This window comes from Streptomyces sp. NPDC059679 (genome assembly GCF_042734105.1).
GTDB lineage: Bacteria > Actinomycetota > Actinomycetes > Streptomycetales > Streptomycetaceae > Streptomyces.
The window spans coordinates 140,003-163,875 of record NZ_JBHWES010000019.1; the positions used below are offsets into that span (position 1 = coordinate 140,003).

Below are 23,873 nucleotides of genomic sequence, written 5' to 3' on the forward strand. Positions count from 1 at the left end.
CTCCCAGTTCATCGGGGTCGGCCGCCGCGGGCCGGGTGCGTCACCGCCGGTGGGACGCCGGGTCAGGCCATGCCGGGTGCCCCGGCTGGGCGATCGCCGGTGTGCGCCTCGGCGGTACGCAGTCGGGTCACTCGGGACTCCGGGGCCGCCGCGATCCGGTGCAGCAGTTGCCCGTAGGACCACGCCATGTCCTCGGCCGTGCTCCTGGCGAACAGGTCGGTGCTGTACTCCAGGTTTCCGTCGAGCCCGGAGTCCGTCTCCCGCACCACCAGGTTCAGGTCGTACCTGGCCGTCCCGGCCTCGGTGGGAAGGGGGCTGATCTCCAGATCCGTGGCCCCGCTGCCGTCGCCGCCCTCGGTGGTCGGCGCCGGGAGCAGGTTGAACATCACCTGGAACAGCGGGGAGTGAGCCGGATCGGGCTCGGGGACAAGGGCTCCGGCCAGTTCGGCGAAGGGCAGGTCCTGGTGCTGGTGGGCCTCGGTGGTCACGCGCCTGGCCTGCGCCAGAACGTCGGAGAAGGCGCGGTCCGGGCCCACGTCCAGCCGAAGGACCAGCGAATTGACGAAGTAACCGACGAGTTGCTCCAGGTCGGCGCCGGGCCGGTTCGTCACCGCTGTGCCGATGGCGAGGTCGTCGTCCTCGGCATGACCGCCCACCAGGACGGCGTACGCGGACAGCAGCAGCATGTAGAGGGTGACGTTCTGCTCCTGGCAGACGCGCCTGAGCCGGCCGAGCAGTTCGGACGGCACCTGGAGCGGCACCGAGGAACCCTGGTGGCTCTTGACCGGGCCGCGCCGGTAGTCGGTGCGCAGCGACAGGCAGGCCGGCAGGCCGTCCAGTTGCCGCCGCCAGTACTCCTCCTGGCGGAAGAGTTCGGTGGCGTCGACGATGCGGTGCTGCCGGCGCGCGAAGTCCGCGTACTGAAGCGACAGTGTGGGCAGGTGCGGCTCGTCGCCCCGGCTCAACGCGCGGTAGGTCTCCACCAGTTCCGCCAGCACGATGTTCACCGACCAGCCGTCGAACACGCCCCACGGCCGGGTGAGCACGGCGAGGTGCCTGGTGTCCGACAGGGCCAGCAGATGGGCCCGGATCATGTAGGTGTCGTCCGCGGCGAAGGGCCGGGCCCGTTCGGCGCGCAGCCACTCCGTCGCGGCCGCCTCCGAGGCCGCCTCCGCCACGCTCACCTCGTAGCCGGCGCTGTCGTTGACGCGCTGCGTCACGGTGCCCTCGTGCCGGACGTAGCTGGTGCGCAGTACGGCATGGCGTTCCACCAGGGAGCGGACGGCGCGTGCGTAGGCGTCGCGGTCCAGCGCTCCTTCGACCCGGAAGGCCAGTTGCACGTTGTAGTGCGCGGTGCCCAGGTGCTCGGGCCGGTTGAGGAACCACAGGTCCCGCTGTTGCAGGGACAGGGGTGCCGCACCCGGCTCCCGGACGTCCGCGGCGGTGTCCGGCTCCTCGCTCCGCGGGCCCGTCGGCTCCTGCTCCAGGGCGTCGGCCAGTTCCTCGACGGTGGCGCCGCTGAAGATCAGCTGGAGCGGCAGCTCCGCGCCCGTCTCCCTCTTGACCTGGAGGATGAGCCGGGTGGCGAGCAGCGAGTGCCCGCCGAGGTCGAAGAAGTTGTCCTGAAGCCCGACGCGGGTCAACCCCAGGACCTCAGCGATGATCCGGCACACGGTCCGCTGCGCCCGAGTGGTCGGCGCGACGTAGGTCTCCTTGGCCACGTCGCCCTCGTCCGGGACGGGCAGCGCCCGCTTGTCGATCTTGCCGTTCGGCGTGACGGGCAGCTCCTCCATGAGCACGAACGCGCTGGGGATCATGTAGTGCGGCAGGCTCGCCGACAGATGTTCCTTGAGCATCCGGGCCGTCGACGGGCCCAGTCGGCCGATCTGGGGCATGTTCGTCAGGCGCGCGGCGCCGTAGCGGGCACGTGCCCGCACTTGGGGTGACTCGTCCCTGCTGAAGACCAGGTCCAGGCCGTCCAGCCGGTCCTGCGCCCAGGTGGCCGCCACCTGGTAGCCCAGGTGCCCGGCATGTCGCAGCACGGCTTCGAGGTCGCGGACGCTGTTCGCGGCCCACGGGGACGGCCGGGAGCCGTCCGGCAGCGGTTGCACCGTGCGGGAGGGCGATCCTCGCCGCAGGTCCTCCCAGGCCCGTACCTCGTCCGTGACGCGCGGGTTGCTCAGGCCGCCCACGCCGAACCGGTCGGGGGTCCCCCCGTCCAGCAGCGAGCGCAGCGCGGCCGGGGTGGCGGCCTCCAGCCACGGCAGGGCCTCTGCCGTCGCCGGCACCCCCTTCGTCAGGACCACGTCGTAGCGGTCGGCGGCGAGGATTCCGTCGTTTCCCGCTGCGTGCCGGAGCAGGAGGTCGACGGCGCCCAGCTCAGGGAACCGCTCGGGCAGTCCGGCGAAATAGGTGGGGCTGACGAGCAGTTCGCTCTCCTGGCTGCGGGCACGCTCCACCTGTGCGGCCAGTGCCCCGGCCGTGAGGGGGCCGTGCGTGCGGCTCCGCTCCGCCGCACACGTCAGGGCCGGGAACAGGTCCAGGTTCCGCACGTCGCCGACGACGATGCTGCCGCCCTCCTCCAGGAGCGGAAGCAACCTGCCGATGGCCTCGTCCAGGTAGTGCCGGTTCGGAAAGTACCGCACCACCGAGTCGAGCAGGATCGCGTCGAACGTCTTCCCGGCCAGGTCGGACACGGTCAGGGCGTCGCCCTGGCTCAGCGTGACGTGCGACCAGCCGCGGTGTGCCACGCCCCGGCGGACGGCGTCGAGCGCCGCGGCCGAGAGATCGAGGGCGTGCACGGAAGCGCACAGGTGCGCGTAGCGGAAGAGCAGGGTACCGGTGCCGCAGCCGATCTCCAGCAGGCGCTCGGGCCGCAGCTCCTCGATGCGGCGGACGGTGGCCTCGGCGTGTCCGCGCGCCCCGCTCCCCGTGGTCGGTTCGCCACCGCCTTCGCTGTGCCCGCCGGCCGGGTCCGGGGCGTCGGCGGTGTACTCGTCCTCGAAGTGCCGCTGCCACCGGTCGAGATCCTCGGTGTACTCCTTGCCGACGGTCTCCAGCCACTGCTGATCCGGACTCACATAGGCGAGCAGTCCGCGGGTGTCGCCGGCCGGCTGCGGGACGACGACGGCACCGTGCACCGCGGGATGGGTGAGCAGCGCATTCGCGATCTCTCCCGGCTCGACGCGGAAGCCCCGCACCTTCACCTGGTCATCGATGCGGCCGAGGTACTCGAGGACGCCGTCGGGCCGCCGCATGGCCAGGTCACCGGTGCGGTACATGCGCGCTTCGGGAGTGAACGGGTTGGCCACGAACCGTTCGGCGGTCAGCTCGGACCGGTTCAGATAGCCGTGGGCCAGGCCGTCGCCGGCGATGTACAGCTCTCCGGCCACGCCCGGCGGTACGGGCCGCAGCGCCGGGTTCAGAACGTATACCTGGACGTTCGGCACGACGGTGCCGATCGGCACGCCCGTCGCGCCCGGTTCGGTGCGGTACCGCCAGGCGGTGACCGCTCCGGCCTCGGTGGGCCCGTACCCGTTGTACAGCTCGACGCCGGGCATCGTACGCGTGAGGCGTTCCGCCAGCTCCACCGGCAGCGTCTCGCCGACGGCCTCCACGCGGCGCAGGCCGGTGCACCGGGCCGCGGCCGGCTCGGCGAGGAAGGCGGCCAGCATGGACGGCGCGAAGTAGACGTCCGTGACGTCCTGCTCGCTGATCAGCCGGGCGAGGTACGCGGGGTCCCGGTGCCCGTCGGGCCGGGCGATCACCAGGCTCGCGCCCACCTGCAACGCCCAGAACAGCTCCGGCACCGACACGTCGAACCCCACGGACGTCTTCAGCAGGAGCCGGTGACTGTCGCGCAGGCCGTACCGGCGCTGGTTCCACGAGAGCCAGTTCAGTCCGGCGCGGTGGGAGATCACCACGCCCTTGGGCCTGCCGGTGGACCCTGACGTGTAGAACACGTAGGCCGGGTGCTCGCGCGACACGGTGACACCCGGGTTGGACTCCGAGTGGCCGATGGTGTCCGGCAGCTCCTCGAGGACCAGCAGGGGCTTGCTGTCCGCGAGCATCTGCGCGATGCGTTCGGCCGGCAGGTCCGGCTCGACGGGCAGGTACGCCGCTCCGGACTTCAGCACCCCGTACACCGCGGTGACCAGGTCGAACGACCGCTCCATACGAACCGCGACCAGGTGCTCGGGGCCTGCGCCCCGCTCGATCAGCCAGTGCGCGAGCCGGTTGGCCCGGGCGTTCAGTTCCGCATAGGACAGCGTCTCGCCCTCGAAGACCAGCGCGGTCCGGTCGGGGCTGCGCTCCACCTGCGCTTCGAACGGCGCGAGGAGGGTCGAGTCGGTCACATCGACCGCCGGGCCGTTCCACTCGGTCAGCAGGCGCCGCCGCTCGGCTGCGGGCAGGACCTCGACGTCCAGTGCCGCGGTGTCCTCGCCTCCGTCCGTGGCCAGGGCGCCGACGATCCCCGACAACGCGGTCTCGACATAGTCCGCGACCGCCTCGCAGGCCACCGACTCGTCGACCTGGACCTCCAGTGAGAACTCGCTGCCGAAGTCGTCGAGCGACACCGTCACCGGGTAGTTGATCGCGTCCCCGGCCGTCAGGAAGCGGACTCCTCGGTCGTTGATACCCGCCACCGAGACCTCACCGTGCCCCGGTTCGAAGTGCCGGACGTTGACCACCGCACTGAACAGCGGCGCGTCACCGTCGAGGGCGCTGCACCGCTGCGCCAGGCTCAGCGGGCTCTGCTCACGGGCGATCAGGTCCTTCAGCGCGGTGTCGACGTCGGTGATCAGCTCCCGGACGGTCCGGCCGGCCAGTCGTGTCCGCATGGGAAGCGTGTTGATGAAGTTGCCGAGCATCCGCTCGACCCCAGGTACGCCCTGCAGACGACCCGACATCACGGTGCCGAACACCACGTCGTCGCGTCCGCTGCACGCGGCCACCACCAAGGCCCAGGCCGCGTGGAAGAGACAAGCGGGGCTCAGGTGCAGACGCTGCGCCTGAGCGCGCAGGTCACGAGTGAGGCCGGGGGCCAGGGAGCGGCGGTGCTCCAGTACCCGGCGGCCGTCGCCGCGCACATCGGTGAGCCCGAACGGCGTCGTCGGCTCGGTGACATCGCCCAGGACACCACGGAAATAGGCTTCCGCCTCGTCCGGGTCCCGCTGGTGCAGGATGTGGGCGACGAAGTCGCGGTAGGGCGCCGGGGGCGGCAGCAGTTCCGCGCGCCCCGCCATATGGGCACCCAGCTCCTCGAGCGTCAGCCGCAACGAGGTGGCGTCCTCGATGAGGTGATGGGCATTCAGCAGGAGGTACCGACGCTCGGAGTTCGGGTCCTCGGCGATGACCAGCCGCAGCAGCGGAGCCCGGTCGAGGGCCATCCGCCCGAATCGGTCCAGCAGGGCCCGCGCCTGCTGCTCGGGGTCCCCGTCGGGGTCGAGGCGTGTCCGCTCCACCGTCGGGGCGGCGGTGCGGTACACGACCTGCACCGGCTCGGACAGGGCGTCGGTGACCACGGCGGTGCGCATGGCGTCGTGCCGGTCGACCACCGCCTGGAGGGCCTCGGTGAACCTGGTGCAGGCCGTCTCGTCGTCGGCGACGTAGAGGGTCGAGACGAGGTACGGGTCGTTGTCCGGGTCCATCAGGTGATGGAAGAGGATGCCCTCCTGGGTCGAGGCCAGGGGGTAGACGTCCTGGACATTCGACGCGCCTCGGGGAACGGTGGCCACGATCGAGTCGATCTGCTCCTGGCTCAGGTCGACCAGGGGGAGCATGTCCGGGGTGATCCGCTCACAGCCGGGCGGGATCAGGTTGGGCGGGACCGTGAAGTCCGTGTCATCCTCGGTCCGGTCGATCACGGCCGCGAGCCCGGCCAGGGTCGAGGCGCTGAAGACCTCGCGTACGGTGGCCCGCAGGCCGTGCGCCTTCAGCCTGGCGACCAGCACGGTGATGAGCAGGGAATGGCCGCCCAGCGCGAAGAAGTTGTCGTCGGTGCTGATCCGCTCCTCGTCGAAGCCCAACAGCTCGGCCCACAGGGACGTCAGGAACCGCTCGGTCTCGGTGCTCGGGGCCGTGTAGGCGCGCTGGGCGAAGTCCTCGATGCCGGGCGCCGGCAAGGCCTTGCGGTCGAGTTTGCCGTGGGCCGTGACGGGCAGAGCGTCCACCACCACGAAGGCGCTGGGCACCATGTACTCCGGCAGGCTTCGTTCGAGGTGCCCGGCCAGTACGGCACGGTGGTCGGCGAGTTCCCGCCCGCCGTCCAGGACCGTGTAGGCGACGAGCCGGGGGTTGCCCGGCTGGTCCTCACGGACGACGACCGTGCACACGCGCACCGAGGAATGCTCGGCCAGCCGGTGCTCGATCTCGCCCAGTTCGATCCGGAATCCGCGCACCTTGACCTGGTCGTCGGCGCGGCCGAGGTATTCCAGGGTCCCGTCGGGCAGCCAGCGCGCCAGGTCACCGGTGCGGTACATGCGTGCGCCCGGGACATCGTCGAAGGGGTTCGGCACGAACCGCTCACGCGTCAGTTCCTGCTGGTGCAGATAGCCTCGAGCCAGGCCGGCGCCGGCGATGTAGAGCTCGCCGACACACCCGATGCCCTGCGGCTCCAGGGCGTCGTTCAGCACGTAGAGCCGGATGTTCTGGATCGGCCTGCCGATCGGGACGGTGCGTGGCAGCGGGTCGGCGGGACAGGTCCAGTGGCTGACGTCCACAGCCGCCTCGGTGGGGCCGTAGAGGTTGTGCAGGGGTGCCGAGTGGCGCGCGTAGTGACGTTCGCACAGCTCCGGGGGCAGTGCCTCGCCGCTGCAGAACACCTGGCGTACGGTCGTGCACCGCGACCAGCCGGGCTCCGCCACCATCGAGCGGAGCATGGAGGGCACGAAGTGCAGGGTGGTCACCCCGAACCGCTGGATGGCCTCGACCAGGTAGCCCGGGTCCTTGTGGCCCCCTGATTCGGCAACGGCCAGCCGGGCGCCGAAGAGGAGCGGCCAGAAGAACTCCCACACCGAGACGTCGAAACTGAAGGGGGTCTTCTGGAGGACCACGTCGTCCGCGGTGAGGCCGTACTCGTTCTGCATCCACTCGATGCGGTTGACCGCCGCCCGGTGCTCGATCATGACGCCCTTGGGGCGGCCGGTGGAGCCGGAGGTATGGATGACGTACGCCAGGTGCTCCGGGCCGAGGCCCAGGTCCGCCACCGGGATGTCGGACTCCGCGTACGCGGCCGCCTGTCCCTCCCGGTCCAGGATCCGGCCGTCGCGGTGCAGGGTCAGCACCTCGACGGCGCCGCCGAGCGGCTCGGCGTCCAGGTGCTGCTGGGTGAGCACCACGCGGGTGCCGGAGTTCTCGACCAGCTCCGCGATCCGGGCCGCCGGGTAGGACGGGTCGATGGGCATGTAGGAGCCCCCGGCCTTGAGGATGCCGAAGATGCCGGCCACCATCTCCGCGGAGCGCTCCAGGCACAGACCGACCTGGGTGTCCGGTCCCGTCCCGCGGCGACGCAGGGCGTGGCCGATGCGGTTGGCCCAGGCGTTGAGCTGCGCGTACGTCCAGGAGCGGTCTCCTTCCAGCAGGGCGGTGCGGTCCGGGTGGCGCTCCACCGCCTGCTCGAACAGCTCGTGCAGGCACCGATCGTCCGAGAAGGGCCGGCCGGTGTCGTTCCATTCCTTCAGGACCTGGAGCCGTTCGGCCGCGCCGAGCATGCCGAGCCGGGACGTGCGCGCCGTGGGGTCGGCCGCGATGGCGGCCAGCAGTTCGGTGTAGTGGCCGACGAAGCGCTGAATGGTCTCCCGGTCGTACAGGTCGGTGTTGTATTCGACGGTTCCGACCAGGCCGGCCGGCGTCTCACGGAGGTCCAGGGTGAGATCGAACTTGGTGAAGTCGACGTCGACCTCGATCGCGGACACCTCGAGCCCGCCCGGCCGGAACTCCTGCCCGGTCTCGGCGTCCTGAAGCACGAACATGGTCTGGAAGACCGGCGAGTGGCTGAGGCTGCGCTCCAGCTGAAGGGCGTCCACCACGGCCTCGAAGGGCACGTCCTGGTGGTCGTAGGCCTCCAGCGCGGTCTTCTTCACCTGGGCCAGCAGCTCGGTGAAGGCCGGATCGCCCGACAGGTCGGCACGCATCACCAGGGTGTTGGCGAAGAAGCCGATGAGCCCTTCCACCTCGATGCGGTTGCGGTTCGCCACGACCGTGCCGACGGCGATGTCGCTCTGGTGGGTGTGACGGTGCAGCACCACGGAGTAGGCCGCCAGCAGCGTCATGTACAAGGTGGCGTCGTGCCGCGCGGCGACCTCCCGCAACCTGTCCAGCAGGTCGGCCGGGCAGCGGAACCGCTCGCGCGCCCCCTGGTACGTCTTGACCGCCGGGCGCTCCCGGTCGACGGGCAGCGTGAGCCTCGGATCGATCCCCGCGAGCCGCTTCTTCCAGTACTCCACCTGACGCGTCTGCACCTCGTCGACCAGCCACTGACGCTGCCAGTGCGCGTAGTCCGCGTACTGGACCGGCAGCGGTTCCAGGGGCGAGGGCAGACCTGCGCGGAACGCCTCGTAGAGGGCGGCCAGGTCACGGATGAGGACGCCGACCGACCAGCCGTCGGAGACCCCGTGGTGCATCGTCACCAGCAGGACGTGTTCGTCCTCGGCCTGCCGCAACAGGCGGACCCGGATCATCGGGTCGCGTTCCAGGTCGAAGGGGGCGGCCGCCTCCTCGGCGCAGATCAGCGCCACGTCCGCCGGGTTCGCCGGCTCCTCTTCGCGGACGGTGAAGTCCCGCCCGTCGCCGATGTGCTGGTACGGAACGCCGTCACGGTCCACGAAGCGGGTGCGCAGCGACTCGTGCCGCTGCACCAGCGCGTCCAGCGCGCGCAGCAGCGCGGGGCGGTCCAAGGGGCCGCGCAGGCGCATCGCCACCGGGATGTTGTAGGCCGGGCTGCTGCCGTCCAGCTGGGCCAGGAACCACAACCGCTGCTGAGTGAAGGAGAGTTGTACCGGCTCGTCGGCGGACCTGGACAGGGTCGGGATGGTGTCGAGTGCGGAGAGGTCGACGCCCTGCTGTTTGAGCAGCGCGATCAGGGCGCGCTGCCGCTTGGCGGACAGGGAGCGGATCTTCCGGATCAGCTCAGGACCGCCGTCCTGACTGGTGGCGCTCATCGTCGTCCCCTCTGCCTATTTCTCGGTGTCCAGGGCGGCCAGCTCCTCGTCACTCATGCGTTCGATGAGGTCGATGCTCTCCAAGATCCTGTCCACCTCAAGCGCGCTCGCCTGTAGGGCCCTCGGTACTCGGCGCTCCAGCTCGGCCGCCATGTCGGCGAGTCGGGGAGCGTCGAAGAGGGCCTGGACGGGCAACTCCACGCCGACCCGCTGCTTGACCAGGTTGATGAGGCGGTTGGCCATCAGTGAGTTGCCGCCGAGCGAGAAGAAGCTGGTCGTCACCTCGATCTGGGCGGCCTCGATCTGGAGCAGTTCCGACCAGAGGGAGATCATGGTCAGCTCCGTGTCGGTGAGCTCGCCGTCCCCGGGCCGGGCTACGGACGCGCGCCGGGCGGCACCGTCGGCCGCGGCGGTCGGCGGCTCCGCCTTGACCGGGCCCGCGGGCTTGCGGCCGATCCAGTAGCTGCCCGCCTCGAAGGCGGTCGCCGGGAGCGGCAGCAGGCGACGCCGCCCGCGGTGCAGGTCGCTCCACGGCACCCTGGTTCCGTGCACCCACAGCGCGGCGAGGCTCTCCAGGTCTCCGTCCGCGACGAGGCCGGCGAGGAACGCCTCGCCCCGGGCGCCGACGAGCACCGTGCTCAGCGGACCGGTGTCGTCCTCGGCGTTGCCACGGAGGACCGGTGTGGCCGGGGCCAGGGGTTGGCCGGTCCCGGAGCCGTCCGCCAGGTGGTGCGCGAGGGCGTGCTTCAGCTCCCGCGTGGAACCGGCCACCACGGCGAGCCGTTCGGGCAGCGCCTCACGGCCGAGCTGCGACGTGTACGCGAGGTCCGCCAGGTCGGCCGAGTCGTCGCGGTCCAGGAAGTCGTGCAGCCGCCTCGCAGCCGTCCGCAGCCGCTCGGGGGTCCTGCCGGAGACCACCACCAGCTGCGGCCCGAACCCCCGCTCGGGCTCCGGGGCGACGGCCTCGGGCCGCGGCGGCGCCTCGATCACCAGGCTGACATGGCTGCCGCCGGCCGCCACCGAGTTGATCAGTGCCCGGCGCGGCACCGGCCGGCCCTCCTCGTCCGTGGTGCCCCGGGGCTCCCAGGCGGTGAGCCGATCACAGAGTGTCAGCGGGGTGCCGTCCAGGTCCAGGTTGGGGTTGGGAGAGCCGGTCCCGACGAGCGGCACCAGCTCCCCGTGCCGCAGCTGCAGCACCACCTTGGTGAGCTGGGCGATGCCGGAGGCGGCCTCGGGGTGGCCGAGGTTCGACTTCACGGTGCCGAGCGCCACCGGCTCGGCCACGCCGTGGAACACCTCGCGCAGTGCCCGGACCTCGACCTCGTCGGAGAAGGCCGTTCCATTGGCCGCGGCCTCGACGTACCCGATGGACCCCGTCCCGGCGCCCGCTCGCTCCAGCGCCCGGCGCATGACGCTGACCTGGGTCCGGTGGCTCGGCGTCATGAAGCCGTTGGAGCGGCCGCCGTGCATCGAGGCCGTGCTCTTGATGACGGCGTGGATGGTGTCGCCGTCGCGGATCGCCGCGTCCAGCGGCTTGAGCAGCACGGCGCCGACGGCTTCCGCGGGCAGGTAGCCGTCGCCGTCGCGGAAGCTGCGGCTGCCCGGGTGGCTGCCGAGCAGCTGCATCTCGGAGAGCGCCAGGTACTTGTCCGGATGGACCGTCAGGTTCACGCCTCCGGCGATGGCCAGCTCGCTCTCGCCGCGCAGCAGGTCGGCGCAGGCGAGGTGGATGGCCATGGTCGAGGAGGTGCACATGCTGTCCACGGCCAGGCTGGGTCCCTCGAGGCCGAAGAAGTGCGAGACCCGGTTGGCGATCAAGTTGTACGAGGCCGCCGAAGTGAGTGCCGCGAGCGTGGGGTCGGACTCGTCCGCCCGGTACATCTGGTACGCCGTTCCGACGTACACGCCCACGCGCCGCCCGTAGCGCCGCTCGATGACCTCCTGGGTCACGCCGCTCTGCTCCAGCAGGTGCCACACGGTCTCCAGGAACAGCCGCTGCTGCGGGTCCATCGCCGCGGCCTCGCGGGGCGAGATGCCGAAGTGCAGCGGGTCGAACCGATCGACTCCGTCGAGGAACGCGCCCCATCGGCCGCGGCCGGAGCGCTCGGCGTCCCAGCGATCGGCCGGGACCTCGGTGACGGCGTCCTTGCCGGCCCGGAGGTTGGCCCAGAACGTGTCCAGGTCCTCGGCCTGCGGGTAGCGGCCGCCGATGCCGATGATCGCGATCTCCCGGCCGTGTCCGGGCGTGTCCGGACCGGCGCCGCGGTCGCGGACGGCCGCGGGCTCGCGCGGCCCGGCCTGGTCCGCGGAGTCCGCACGGTGCGGTGCGGGCGCGGGCTCCTGGGCTCGGGGCGTTGCCGGGACGGGGGTTGCGGGGACGGGGGTTGCGGGCGGACGGGGCCGCGCCGGCTGCGGTACGACGGGTTCACCGAGCAGCGCGCGCAGGGCCTGCGGGTGCTCGGCCGCGAAGTACCGCGCCAGCCCGCGGACCGTCTGCACCTCGAAGAGCAGCGTCCGTGACAGTGAGCCGAACTCCTGCTCGAGCCGGCCGATGAGGTTCACCGCCAGGACGGAGTCCATGCCGTACCGCTCCAGCGGCGTGTCGGGGTCCAGGCGCTCGGGGCCGAGCTTGAGGGCCGCCGCCAGCCGGGGCCGCAGATGCTTCACCGCCCGGTCCTCCAGGGCGCGGGCCGAGCCGTCCGTGGCCTCCGCCGGCTCGGCGGGGGCCGCGTCGTGGACCGGCCGGGGGGCGGGCTCCGTCCGGCCGTCCGCCGGCTCCTCGTCACGGCCGGTCAGACGGGGCAGCAGGGCGCTGCGCCGGCCCATCACGACGAGCAGCCTGCCGTCGTCCGGGCCGTTCTCCCGCGGGGCCAGGGCACACCGTAGTGCCGTCAGCCCACGGGCGGTGTCCAAAGGTGCCAGGCCCGCGCTGCGCAGATGCTCCCGCACGGTGTGGTTCGCGGCTCCCATGCTGCCCTCGTCCCACAGCGGCCATCCGACGGACACGGTCCGGCCGCTGCCCAGGCCGGCGTCGACCAGGCGGTTGCGGTAGGCCGCGTAGGCGTCCATGAACGCGTTGGCGGCGGCGTAGTCCGCCTGCCCGGGATTGCCGAAGGCCCCGCTGAGCGAGGAGAAGCACAGGAACACCTCCAGCGGCAGTTCCCGGCTCGACTCGTCGAGGTGGACCAACCCGGCGACCTTGGGTGCGAGGACGCGCTCCAGCTCCTCGGGGCTCTTGCGCAGGACGAAGTTGTCCTCGATCACTCCGGCCGCGTGCAGGATTCCCGTCAACTGACCGTGGTTGTCGGCCACATGGGCGAGCACGCGCGCCACCGCGGCCCGATCGGCGACATCGGCGCGCTGGTAGTTCACGGTCAGCCCTGCGGAGCGCAGGGCGTTCAACGCGTCGCGCCGCTCCTCGCTCAGCGGCGAGCGGCCGGTGAGCACCACGGTGGCTCGGTGGACCGACGCGGCGATCTCCCGCGCCACGATCAGCCCGAGACCGCCGGCGCCTCCGGTGATGAGGTAGACCCCACCCTCCTTCCAGGGCACGGCCGCGGCCCGGGCGGAGGTGACCTCCTCCGCCCGGCCGACGTACCGTTGGCCACCGCGGTGGCGCACCTCGGGCTCGGGGTCGGGCACCGCCTCGGACACCAGACGGGCGGCGACGGTGGCCGCCGACACCCCGTCGAGGCACTCCACGAACTGCGTGCGCAGGAACGGGTTCTCCAGGTGGGCCGTCTTCAGCAGGGCGGCCAGCCCGCCGAAACAGGCGAGACGCTCAAGTCCGTCGGGCGCGTCGGTGGTGCCGGCCAGCGCGACCTGGAGGAGCACCGGCTGTCGTACGCCGCGCTCGAGGATTCCACGCACCACGGCGAACAGCTGCCGGGCCGCCTCGGTGTACTGGCGGTCCAGCGAACCGTCCACGGGTTCCAGGAACCGGCAGGCAGCGTCGGCGGGCAGCGCGGTCCGCAGAGCGTCGCGCTCACCGGCCGGGAGCTCGCCGATGACCACGACGTGGTGCTCGGCGAAGCTCTCCCGTACGGCGGCCCCCGCCCGCCCGTCAGCGGGCGCCGCGTCCTGCGCGACCCAGCCGGGGCGCAGCAGCAGCATCTCGTCCTGCTCCGCCGCCTGCCCGTCCGCCCCGGGCGCCGCCGGCTGCGCCGACCGCGCGGCCAGGGCCGCGAGCGGCCGGCCGGTGTCCGGATCCAGGGTGTCCGAGTTCAGCCAGTACCGCTCACGCGCGAAGGGATACCCGGGGAGGCTGACCCGGCGCGCGGACGCGGCCGAGGGGTGTACCGCCTCCCAGTTCACGGCGGCTCCGTCGGCCCACAGGCGCAGCAGGCCGTCGTACGCACCGTGACCGGACCAGTCCGCCACGGCCGTCCTCAGCGCCTCGTCGTCGGAGCCGCGATCGGAGCGTACGGTACCCCGGGTCCAGGCGCCGGGCCGCCGCGGGTCGGAGGCGAAGGCGTCCAGCTGCGCCCTGGCGTCCTGGAGCGACGCCGCGGCGAGGGCCAGGCGCTCCTGTAGCGCCATCCGTCCGACCTGCAGCGTCCAGGCGACATCCTGGAGATCTCCGTCGCCCAGCTCTGCCAGCCTGGCGCTCAACCGCCGTGCCTGGTCGGCGAGTTGCGCCTCGCTCTGGGCGGAGAGCACCAGCAGTGCGGGCCGGCCGCCGGCCGCCACCCCGGCCGGGCGCGGGGCGGGTTCGTACTCGGCGATGACCACATGGGCGTTCGAGCCGCCTCCGCCGAAACCGGAGACACCGGCGATCCGGGGGAAGGTGCATACCTCTCCATCGATCTCCAGCGTCGGCCGCCGCCACGGCTCCACGTGCCGCTGCACCCGCAGCGGAGTGCGCGCGAAGTCGATGTGCGGATTCAGCCGGTCGGCATGCAGGCTCGGCACCATCTCCTTGTGCTCCAGTTGCAGCAGCACCTTGGTGACTCCGGCGATGCCGGCGGCGCTCTCGGTGTGCCCGATGTTCGACTTGACCGAGCCGATCGCGCACTGCGGCGGCGCGCCACCCGCCTGCTGGAAGGCCTTGGTCAGCCCGGCGATCTCGATCGGGTCGCCGAGGGACGTCCCGGTCCCGTGTGCCTCGAGGTAGCTCAATGCGCGCGGGTCGACTCCGGAGGCGGTGAGCGCGGCGGCGATCACCTCACCCTGGGCCACCGGGGTGGGCACCGAATAGCCGGTGGTGCGTCCGCCGTGGTTGAGCGCGGTTCCCTTGATCACGCCGTAGATGTGGTCCCCATCGGCGACGGCCCGCTCCAGCGGCTTGAGCAGGACGGCGCCGACTCCCTCACCGGGCACGTAGCCGTCGCCGCCCTCGCCGAAGCTGCGGCAGCGCCCGTCGCTGGAGAGGAACCGTCGCTCGCTCAGCACCAGGTACTTGTTCGGGTGGGGGCTGAGATTCACACCGCCGGCGATCGCCGCGTCGCACTGGCCGGACTTGATGGCCTCGCAAGCCAGGTGGATGGAGGTCAGAGAGGACGAGCACATGGTGTCCACGGCCATGCTCGGACCATGGAAGTCGTAGAAGTACGACACACGGTTGGCGATGGTGGAGGCGCTGCCCCACAGTGCGACCCGCTCGCCGCGTTCCTGTGCCTGAGCACCCAGCAGCTGGTACTCCTGGTACATCACTCCGACGAAGACGCCGACCTTGCCCACCGGTCCGCCGGGACCGGCCACCGTCCGGGCCAGCGACTCACCCGTGTGGCCGGCGTCTTCCAGCGTGTGGTGGACGCACTCCAGGAACAGGCGCTCCTGGGGGTCGAGATAGTCCGCCTCGAGCGGTGAGATCTGGAAGAACAGCGGGTCGAAGCGGTCTATGCCGTCGAGGAAGCCGCCCCACCTGGCCGTGGCCGAGCCGCCGGCCTCGGCGAACCGGCGGTGGTCCCAGCGCTCCGCGGGGACCTCGCGGATGCAGTCACGCCCGGAGCGGAGGTTCTCCCAGAACTCGCCGAGGTCCGCCGCCTCCGGGTAGCGGCCGCTGACACCGACGATCGCGATGTCGGTGCGGGCGTGCTCCGGCCGGGGAGGCGCGGGCCGAGCCGCGACCGGCTCTTCCCGCGCGGGCGGCTGCCCTTCCTGCGGGATGGGGACCGCCGGAGTCTGTACGGTGCGGGCCGTGTCCGGCAGGGCGCGCGAGCTGACTCCGTTCAGGTCCACGCACACGCGGCCCTGTTCGTCGAAGAGCGTGACGTCCAGCCGTGCCGACGCGGCGTCGGTCCCGCTCCCCCGCTGGTGCCGGATCCAGGCGTACGCCTTGGCGGGGGTGGCGGCAGACACCGTCATTCGCTCAAGGGCGAACGGCAGGGCCAGTTCTGCCGGACGCCCGTCGGGCTGCGCCGCCATCGGCCACAGCCCGATGCCGGCGTGCAACGCACCGTCCATGATGCTCGGGTGCAGCCCGCAACGGCCCGGGAGCTCGGCCGCCGTGGGCAGCTCCAGTTCCGCCAGTGCTTGAGGTCGTCCCGCGTCGTCCGTGCCCACGCCCAGGTTCACCAGAGAACGCTGTGCCGGGCCGTAGACCAGGCCCATACGGTGGTACCGGCCGTAGACGTCCTCAGCGGGAAGCACCGTCTCGGCACATCCCGCGCGCAACTCGTCCAGAAGCGGCAGACCGCGCTCCTCGGCTTCCGCCACGCTCGCCCGGCCCTGGCTGCACAGGGTGCGTCCGCCATCGGCGTCCGGGCTGTGGATCTCGTACTCGCAGCCGCCTCCGGGCAGCGTGCGCACATCCACCGTCAGCTCCAGCCCGTCCGGACCGCAGATCGCCGGGCGCAGCCACACGACGTTCTCCAGCCGCACGCGGTTCGGGTGCTCCTCGCCCAGGGTGCGCGCGACCGCTTCGCGGGCCATCTCCAGGTGCGCCACTCCGGGCAGGATGCGGTGGCCGCGCACCTGGTGGTCCCTCAGATAGGGCTCATCGCCGCCGAAACTCGCACGGTGGGCGACGCCGTCGTCGTCCGGTACGGGACGGTGCAGCATCGCATGCGGACGCCCCCGCTCCTGGAGCGCTCGGACAGCCGGGTCGTCCGGCCCGGCCTGCGGCGTCGGCGCTGCGGACGCACCGGACTCGGCAGGGCCGGGAGTGAGGTGCTCGGGGTAGGTTCCGACAAGGTGCGCCGCCATGGCTCGCACGGTCCGGTGCTCGGAGTAGACGGTGGACGCGAGCGCCAGACCGTAGCGGTCGTTCAACCGGTCGGTCAGATGGGCGAGTCCAGCCCAGTCGAATCCGAACTCGGCGAATTCGCCGTCCAGGTCCACATCGTCGGCCGGTACCTCCAGCAGCGCGGACACCTCGTCGGTCAGCGCGGTACGGACGGCGGACAGCAGGTCCGCCGGGTCGGTGTCGCTCCGCGGCGCGTGCACGGGCGCGGGTACGGGGGCGGGGGCGGGTACGGGCATGGAGTGCGGCTGGGGGGCCGGCGTCCGCGGGATCGGCGCCTCGGGCACCTGCGTCTCCAGCCACGCCGCCAGGTCGGCGACCGTCTTGTGCTCGAACATCACCGTCGGCGACAACGACACCGACAGCCGATCCTCCAGATCCGCCACCAAAGACAGCAGATCAGCCGACGCCAACCCCAACTCGTAATATCCGACACCCACATCGACCCGCACCGACGGCACCTCAAGACGCGCCGCCACCAGATCCCGGACAACCCCCACCAGATCCCGGCCGGCAGCCACCGGCACAGCCCCCGCCTCGGCCGCCGCAAACGCCCCGACAGCAGCGGGTGCCGCGCCCGGGGCCGGCTCGCCCCGGACATCGAGGTTCGTCGCGGCCCGGACACACTTGGCCACGAACTGGCCGATGTCGGCGACCTTCATTCCGGTCGTGTCGTAGAACTCCACCCTCATCCGGATGAGTTCGTCGTCCCTGCGCACGGACTCGGCCGGAACCCTGACGAAGCACCGCTTGCCCAGTACGCCCTGCGCCCGGAACGACTCGAACAACAGGGGGAGGTAGAGCCCCTGGCCGTCGTTGCCCGCGTGGAGCATGCCGATGCCCACGCCACCACCGAGCAACCCCGCCTCGAACAGGGCGGGATGGAAGAGGAAGGCATCCGTGGTGCCGTGGTACTCCGGGGCGAGTTCCAGCTCGGCGATCCAGTCCCCGGGACGGTGGTGCACCACACCGTCGATCTTCATCAGACCCGAGTGGTGCAGTTGGTGCTCACGGCACCAGGAGTAGATCTCGGTGAGCGAGGTGAGCCGGTCCGCTCCGGTGACGGGCACCTGCAGCCGCTCCCGGAAAACGGACGGGGGGCGACGGTGTGCGGCCACCACCGCGTGCACGACCTCGGTGGTGTCCTCCGGACGCCGGCTGCGGACCTCGATCCGCCACCCGCCCGCCGGCGCCGGACGTCCCTCGATGGTGGCCTGGACCTGCTCGCCGGGTGCGGCAACGAGCGGCGCGAGGATGGTCACGTTCCGCAGTTCGATGTCCGGCATGGCGACCCCCTGCCGGGCGAGCATCTGCAGCACCAGGTCCACATAGCCGACACCGGGCAGGAGACTGCGCCCGTATACGACGTGACCGTGCAGCAAGGGATTTTCGGAAGTAATGGTCAAGGTCTCGGCGAACGCAGGCGAATCGGTCATCGGTATCCATCCCAGAACAGCGTCGAACCGGCCTGGAGCCGCTTCCAGGCCCAGCCGAAGGACATTTCCGGAGTACGCCAGGAGAAGTCCGGGATCACAAGCCGGGATTCGCTGCGGACAGACCCGGTATACAGACACCCAAACCGCTTCGATGCAGGGTCCGATGCCACCTAATCGACACGGCTGTCGACGGCATCGGAGTACGTTCAATGCGCAGCACGGAGCCCCGGCAGTGCCGGGCGGAGCGCCCAGCGGTGCATCGCTCCAGCGATCTGGATGCAATCCCGCTAGAGTGCGTTAAATTTCATCGTGTCCCCCGCGTGTATTTGGTCCAATACACATCCACCCCCGTGGCTATGCGTCGCTGCGGTAGGTCTCCTGGTGCGTCTCTCAGGTACCGAGCCAGGGCGACTCTAACCAGAGCGACTGGCGGGACGCAACGAAAGTTTTGTGGCCCACTCACCCCACACTCAAGCCTGTTTCAACCATCCGCCCTTCCATCAAGGCAGCGAACTGAGACAGCGCTTGCCAACAAGGCCGCGTTTGGCGCAACATCATGCGGGCGGCCCTTTGCACATTGCACGACCGTAAGGGCCGGGCTACGGTGTAGCGGCGCTTCCCCGGTTCGAGAAGATTCACTGGATGAGTTAGGGGCGTGGGGGTCAGGACTCTTGTCCCCTGCCCGGCCCGTCGACTGTGCCGAATTTTTAACATCGCTTTACCAGGGGAAGCGGAGGACCGCATTTCACCCCCTGTTCATGTCCGGCACGGTTCCCGATCGAGGTGGGGCCCGACAGGGCCGTCCACGCGGTCGCTGCCCCGCGACTCCCCACGAAGCCAACCGCTGATGAGCCGACAGCGCTCATGTTCTGGAAGGAAGGTCGTGCAGTGAATCAGCTGGTCAAATCCAGAGTTCACCACCTCGGCGTGCAGACAGCAGACCTGGAGAACTGCCTGAGCTGGTACGTTGAATTTTTCGGCGCCGAGAAGCGGTGGGAACTGGACAAGTTCTCCGAACTCACGCTGAGCCGACTTCCCGGAATTCGTCGCCTGATCGAGGTATCTGCCGGAGATGTGCGCTTCCATCTCTTCGATCGCGCGGGCCACAGCGGTCGGCAGCCCGACGAGGAGGGGTACCTCTTCCAGCACGCATGCCTCCAGGTCGGCTCACCCGAGGATCTCGACACGGTGCGTCACCGCTGGATCGAGCTGTACGAATCCGGCCGGTACACGTTCGCCCGGCCCGACCAGCCGACCGACATCGTCACCGACGACGACGGGGTCAAGAGCCTTTACCTCTTCGATGTGAACGGCCTTGAGTTCGAGTTCACCTACATCCCCGACGGTGACCGGTGAGGAGCCCACGCGAGGCCCCTGACCACGGAGACACCGGGATGACCGACTGGGATTTCGGTGATTTCCCCTTCGGACTGGAGTTGCTGACCATGCCACCGGTCGGCCCCTCGCGGGCAACGGCCGTCACCCCCTATGTGGCCGGCCCGTGCGATCCCGGCCTCACCGTCATGCAGCTTCGGTTACTGGCGGACAGTCCTCTGCTGGGCGATGTCCCCGAGGACGCACGCAAGGTCTCCCATGAGCAGATCTTCTGGTTTCGCTGGATCACCGGGCATCAGATCACCTTCGTCATCTGGCACCTGATGGGCAAGCTGCTGGAACGGACCGCGGAGCGCGGGGAGCCGGACCAGTGCACGGCCGCCAGACTCGGGACGTACACGTCCGGCTACAACGCCATGCTGCTCTACACCGGTTCATGCCCGCTCGACACATACCAGAGCCTGATCAGGCCACGCATGTACCTTCAGCACCGGAGCTTCAGTGGCACCTGGGCATCCGACTTCACCCCGGTACGCAGCCTGTTCCGGGGGCGGGGCCCGGTAAGAGGAGCCACCCGGGAGGCGGCCCGGCTGGCCCGCGCCGTGGAGATCAACAAGGCGATACACGACGGTATCGCCGCACAGCTGGTACCCGCGGGGAAGTCGTTGCTCCAGGAGGCCATGGCAGGGCCCGTCGTTCGCCCGTCGGAGCGTACGGCGTTGCTCTACGACAACTTCTTCATGACCCTGCGCGGTCCGGTGGACGACGACGCCATCATCACCCAACTGCTCCGCAGACTACGGGCGGTGGCCCTGGACCTCGCCGTCAACGGCCTCCATCCGCTGGGTCACGAGGGCGAGGAGCGGCCCGAGGAGCTGCGACGCGCCGAGGTGGCGGACTGCGAGAACCGGATCGGTCACGTTCTCTACGAGGTCGGCGAAGCCGCCGTCACCCCGGCCGGTTCCTTCTCCTATCAGTGAGACGTACGGCGGGGGAGCAAGCCGGTCAGTCGGCGGCAACGCCGGCGTCGACGCCGGCGACCCTGTTGCCCTGTGGAAAGGAACACTCGCATGCGCGCCGCTGTCTTCCGTGCCTCGCACGACATCGGTGTCGAAGAAGTGCCGAACCCGGTGATCCGGCGGCCCGGCGACGCGGTGGTGCGGGTTCTCATGGCCTGCATATGCGGCACCGACCTGTGGGCCTACCGGGGCATGACCGACCGCCGGCCGGGCCAGCGCATCGGGCACGAGTTCCTCGGCGTGGTCGAGGAACTCGGTACGGACGTCACGGGCTTTGCGGTCGGCGACCTGGTTGTCGCGCCCTTCGTCTGGTCGGACGGTGTGTGCGGATACTGCGCCGAGGGCCTGACCACGTCCTGTGAGCACGGCGGATTCTGGGGGCAAGAGGGATCGGACGGCGGGCAGGGCGAGGCGGTGCGTGTGCCGTACGCCGACAGTACGCTCGTCGCGCTCCCCTCCGAGGCCGCCTCGGATCAGCGCCTGCTCACCGCGCTGCTCACGCTGTCCGACGTCCTGGGCACCGGCCACCACGCGGCGATCGGTGCGGGGGTGCGGCCCGGCTCGACCGTTGCCGTCGTCGGGGACGGTGCGGTGGGGCTCTGCGGTGTCCTGGCCGCGAAACGACTGGGCGCCGAGCGCATCATCGCGCTGGGCCGCCATCCGGCGCGGACGGAGCTCGCCCGGACGTTCGGAGCGACGGACGTGGTGCCGGAGCGCGGGGAGGCGGCGGTCAAGGCCGTGCGCGAACTGACCCGTGGCCAGGGCGCGTCCGCCGTGATCGAGGCAGTGGGCACCGAGCGGGCCATGCGGACGGCAGTGGGGATCGCCAGAGCCGGCGGCTCGATCGGCTACGTGGGAGTGCCGCACGGCAGCGCCGCGGGCCTGGACCTGGACGTACTCTTCGACCGGAACATCGCTCTGCGCGGCGGTATCGCCCCGGTGCGGAGATACATTCCGGAACTGCTGCCGGCCGTCCTGGACGGAACGATCGACCCGTCGCCCGTGTTCGACCTTTCGGTCGGGCTCGAGGAGGTATCGGCGGGCTACCGGGCCATGGACGAGCGCACGGCCCTGAAGGTGCTGGTCACGCTCTGAGCTGTCGCCCTCACAGCTGAACCGTGCGACGGCCACGGGCCCGGCGCCACGAATCGAAAGGTGTGCTTGCCCTTGTTCTCTTCACCCGCTCGAGCTGGTGACCCGTCATGAGCAGGATGAACGGCGCTCGTGCCGTGCTGGAGACCCTGTCCGGCGGCGGCATCGACGTGTGTTTCAGCAACCCTGGAACATCCGAGATGCATCTCGTGGCAGGGATGGTGGCCATGGCCGAGATGCGCAATGTGCTGTGCCTGTTCGAAGGAGTCGCGACCGGTGCTGCCGACGGATACGGCCGCATGGCCCGAAAGCCCGCTGCCACCCTGCTCCATCTCGGGCCCGGGCTCGGCAACGGGCTGGCGAACCTGCACAACGCCCGCCGGGCCGGGACCCCTCTGGTCAACATCGTCGGCGATCACGCCACCTACCACGGGCCGTTCGACGCCCCCCTGAACTCGGACATCGAGGCCATGGCCCGGACCGTGTCGAAGTGGGTCCGCCGGACCGAGCAGGTCGCCGACGCCGGCCGGGACACCGCCGAGGCCATCGCCGCCGCCCGGACCGCCGTAGGACATCTGCCCGGTGGTGTCGCCACTCTCGTCCTCCCCTCCGACGTCTGCTGGTCCGAAGGCGGCCTCGCCGCTCCCGTGCCCGCCGTTCCGTCTCCGTCCGTTGACGGACACGAGGTGGAGCGGATCGCGAAACTCCTGCTCGGCAGGGAGCGCTGTCTGCTCCTGGTGGGCGGAGACAACATGCGGCGCTCGGGGCTGACGGCGGCAAGCCGCATCGCCGAGGCCACCGGGGCGGATCTGCTGGCCGAGAAGTCCCCGGCACGGCATGAGCGGGGAGCGGGCATCCCGCCGGTGGACCGCCTCCCCTATCCCCGGGACCCTGCCGCCGCGCGCCTGGCAGGAGCGCGGCACATCATCCTCGCCGGAGCGCGGACCCCGGTGGCGTTCTTCGCCTACCCCGGCAAACCGAGCACCCTGATCCCCGACGGCTGCGAGGTCCACGACCTCGGCGCGGCGCCTGAGGCCCTTGAGTATCTGGCCGAACTGGTCGCGGCTCGTACATCACCGGTCACCGCCGATCCGCGCCGGCCGGGGATGCCGAGCGGTGCGCTGACCGCCGAGAAGGCCGCTGCCGTCCTCGGCGTACTCATGCCCGAGGCAGCCGTAGTGGTCGACGAGGCCATCACGTCCGATCAGTGGCTGCCGGAAGCCACCGCCGGAGCGCCCGTGCACGACTGGCTCAACATCACCGGTGGTTCCATCGGCATGGGCATGCCGGTCGCCACCGGTGCGGCCGTCGCCTGTCCCGGCCGGCCCGTCATCAGCCTGGAGGCTGATGGCAGCGCCATGTACACCCTGCAGGCGTTGTGGACCCAGGCCCGTGAGCAGCTGGATGTGACCACGGTCATCTTCAACAACGGCTCCTACGCGATCCTCGACGGCGAGATGCAGCGCGTCGGTGCGTTCAGCGGTGCCGAAGTCGACCGCAGCAGGTCCTTCATCGACATCCCCGGGCTCGACTTCGTCTCTCTCGCGAACGGCATGGGTGTGCCGGCCGGCCGGGCCCGCACCGCCGAGGAACTCGCCAGTCAGCTGCGCAGGGCCCTGGCCGAGCCCGGGCCACACCTGATCGAAGCCGTAGTTCCCCCCGTGACCTCGTAGCCGACAGGTCCACGACTCCCCGAGGAGCGAGAATGACGTCCAAGTCCACTTTCCGGCAGGTGTCCGTCCTGCCTGGTGTCTGGCCGTCACCCGGCTTACTCGACGCCCTCGCCCCGATGAGTGACAAGCCGGTGTTGACGCTGGCCCAATGGCCGCCGGCGGCATCGGTGCGGCAGTCGTACGCGGACACGGACGCGCTGCTGGCGGGCTGGAAGGACAGGCTCGACGCCGACCACATGCGTCAGCTGCCCGCCCTGCGCTACGTGGGTCTCCGGGCCACGACCACCGAACACATCGATCTGGAGTACGCGAACCGGCACGGCATCACGGTGGCCCCGATCTACGGCTACGGGGACACCGGAACGGTCGAGTTCGTCATCGAGCAGCTTCTCAGACACGCGAGACACACGACGAAGACGTCCTCGCGCGGTGAGCTGTCGGGGCGTCGGCTGGGGCTCATCGGATTCGGCAACGTGGCGAGGAGCGTCGGCCGGGTGGGCATGGCGCTGGGGATGGACGTGGTCTTCCACACGCCCACCCACCGTCCTACGGCCGCCGGGGAACCCCGTTGGGCCCCCCTGGCGGAGGTACTCGGTTCCGCGGACTACCTCGCCTTCCACTCGCCTGCTTACCGGCACGTCGTCACCCTCGACGAGCTGCGTCTCATCCCTCCGACGGCTCTGGTGGTCATCACGACTCTGGGTCTTCCCATGGCCGAGACCGCCCTGTGCGCCTGGCAGTCGGCCCGGGAGGGCCGGACGGTGATGGACCTGTGTGCGGCTCACGCCGTCTCGGATGACACGCTCCGGCTTCCCGGGATCGAGGTTCACGACTTCTACGCGGCACGGACCGAGGATTCGGTCAAGCGTGCCGAGGCTCAGCTGGTCGAGAATCTCGCTTCGGCCCTTGGGCAGTGACCCTGTGACGGGGCGGACGGCGGAAGCGGCCGGGACACACTCCTTCGAGTGTGTCCC

Annotated in this window: 7 protein-coding genes; 5 read left to right on the plus strand and 2 right to left on the minus strand. The window is 70.7% G+C overall.

Features of this window, described 5'->3' with window-relative positions:
* Positions 1–62 precede the first annotated feature (62 nt).
* Both ACFV2X_RS21795 and ACFV2X_RS21800 read right to left on the minus strand, forming a co-directional pair.
* Positions 63–9,161, minus strand: coding sequence for an amino acid adenylation domain-containing protein (locus ACFV2X_RS21795; RefSeq protein ID WP_385618812.1), 9,099 nt, complete (start codon positions 9,159–9,161; stop codon positions 63–65).
* 15 nt (positions 9,162–9,176) lie between these two features.
* Positions 9,177–17,780 carry an SDR family NAD(P)-dependent oxidoreductase gene (locus ACFV2X_RS21800; RefSeq protein WP_385618814.1) on the minus strand — a complete coding sequence of 2,868 codons (8,604 nt, stop codon included), beginning with the start codon at positions 17,778–17,780 and terminating at the stop codon, positions 9,177–9,179.
* 864 nt (positions 17,781–18,644) lie between these two features.
* On the opposite strand from ACFV2X_RS21800, the gene ACFV2X_RS21805 reads away from it, so the two are divergent.
* The 5 genes from ACFV2X_RS21805 (at position 18,645) to ACFV2X_RS21825 (ending at position 23,816) form a co-directional block, all read left to right on the plus strand.
* Positions 18,645–19,136, plus strand: coding sequence for a VOC family protein (locus ACFV2X_RS21805; protein ID WP_385618817.1), 492 nt, complete (start codon positions 18,645–18,647; stop codon positions 19,134–19,136).
* Between the two features lie 38 nt (positions 19,137–19,174).
* Complete coding sequence (locus ACFV2X_RS21810) at positions 19,175–20,095, plus strand: hypothetical protein (RefSeq protein ID WP_385618819.1); 921 nt, start codon at positions 19,175–19,177, stop codon at positions 20,093–20,095.
* 90 nt (positions 20,096–20,185) lie between these two features.
* On the plus strand, positions 20,186–21,229 hold the full coding sequence (locus ACFV2X_RS21815) for a zinc-dependent alcohol dehydrogenase family protein (RefSeq protein ID WP_385618821.1): 1,044 nt from the start codon (positions 20,186–20,188) through the stop codon (positions 21,227–21,229).
* Positions 21,230–21,336: 107 nt separating this feature from the next.
* Entirely contained in the window at positions 21,337–22,899 is a 1,563-nt protein-coding gene (locus tag ACFV2X_RS21820) for an acetolactate synthase large subunit (RefSeq protein WP_385618824.1), read from the plus strand.
* 32 nt (positions 22,900–22,931) lie between these two features.
* Positions 22,932–23,816 (plus strand): NAD(P)-dependent oxidoreductase, encoded by an 885-nt coding sequence (locus ACFV2X_RS21825; protein WP_385618827.1) that lies wholly within the window; start codon positions 22,932–22,934, stop codon positions 23,814–23,816.
* Positions 23,817–23,873 lie beyond the last annotated feature (57 nt).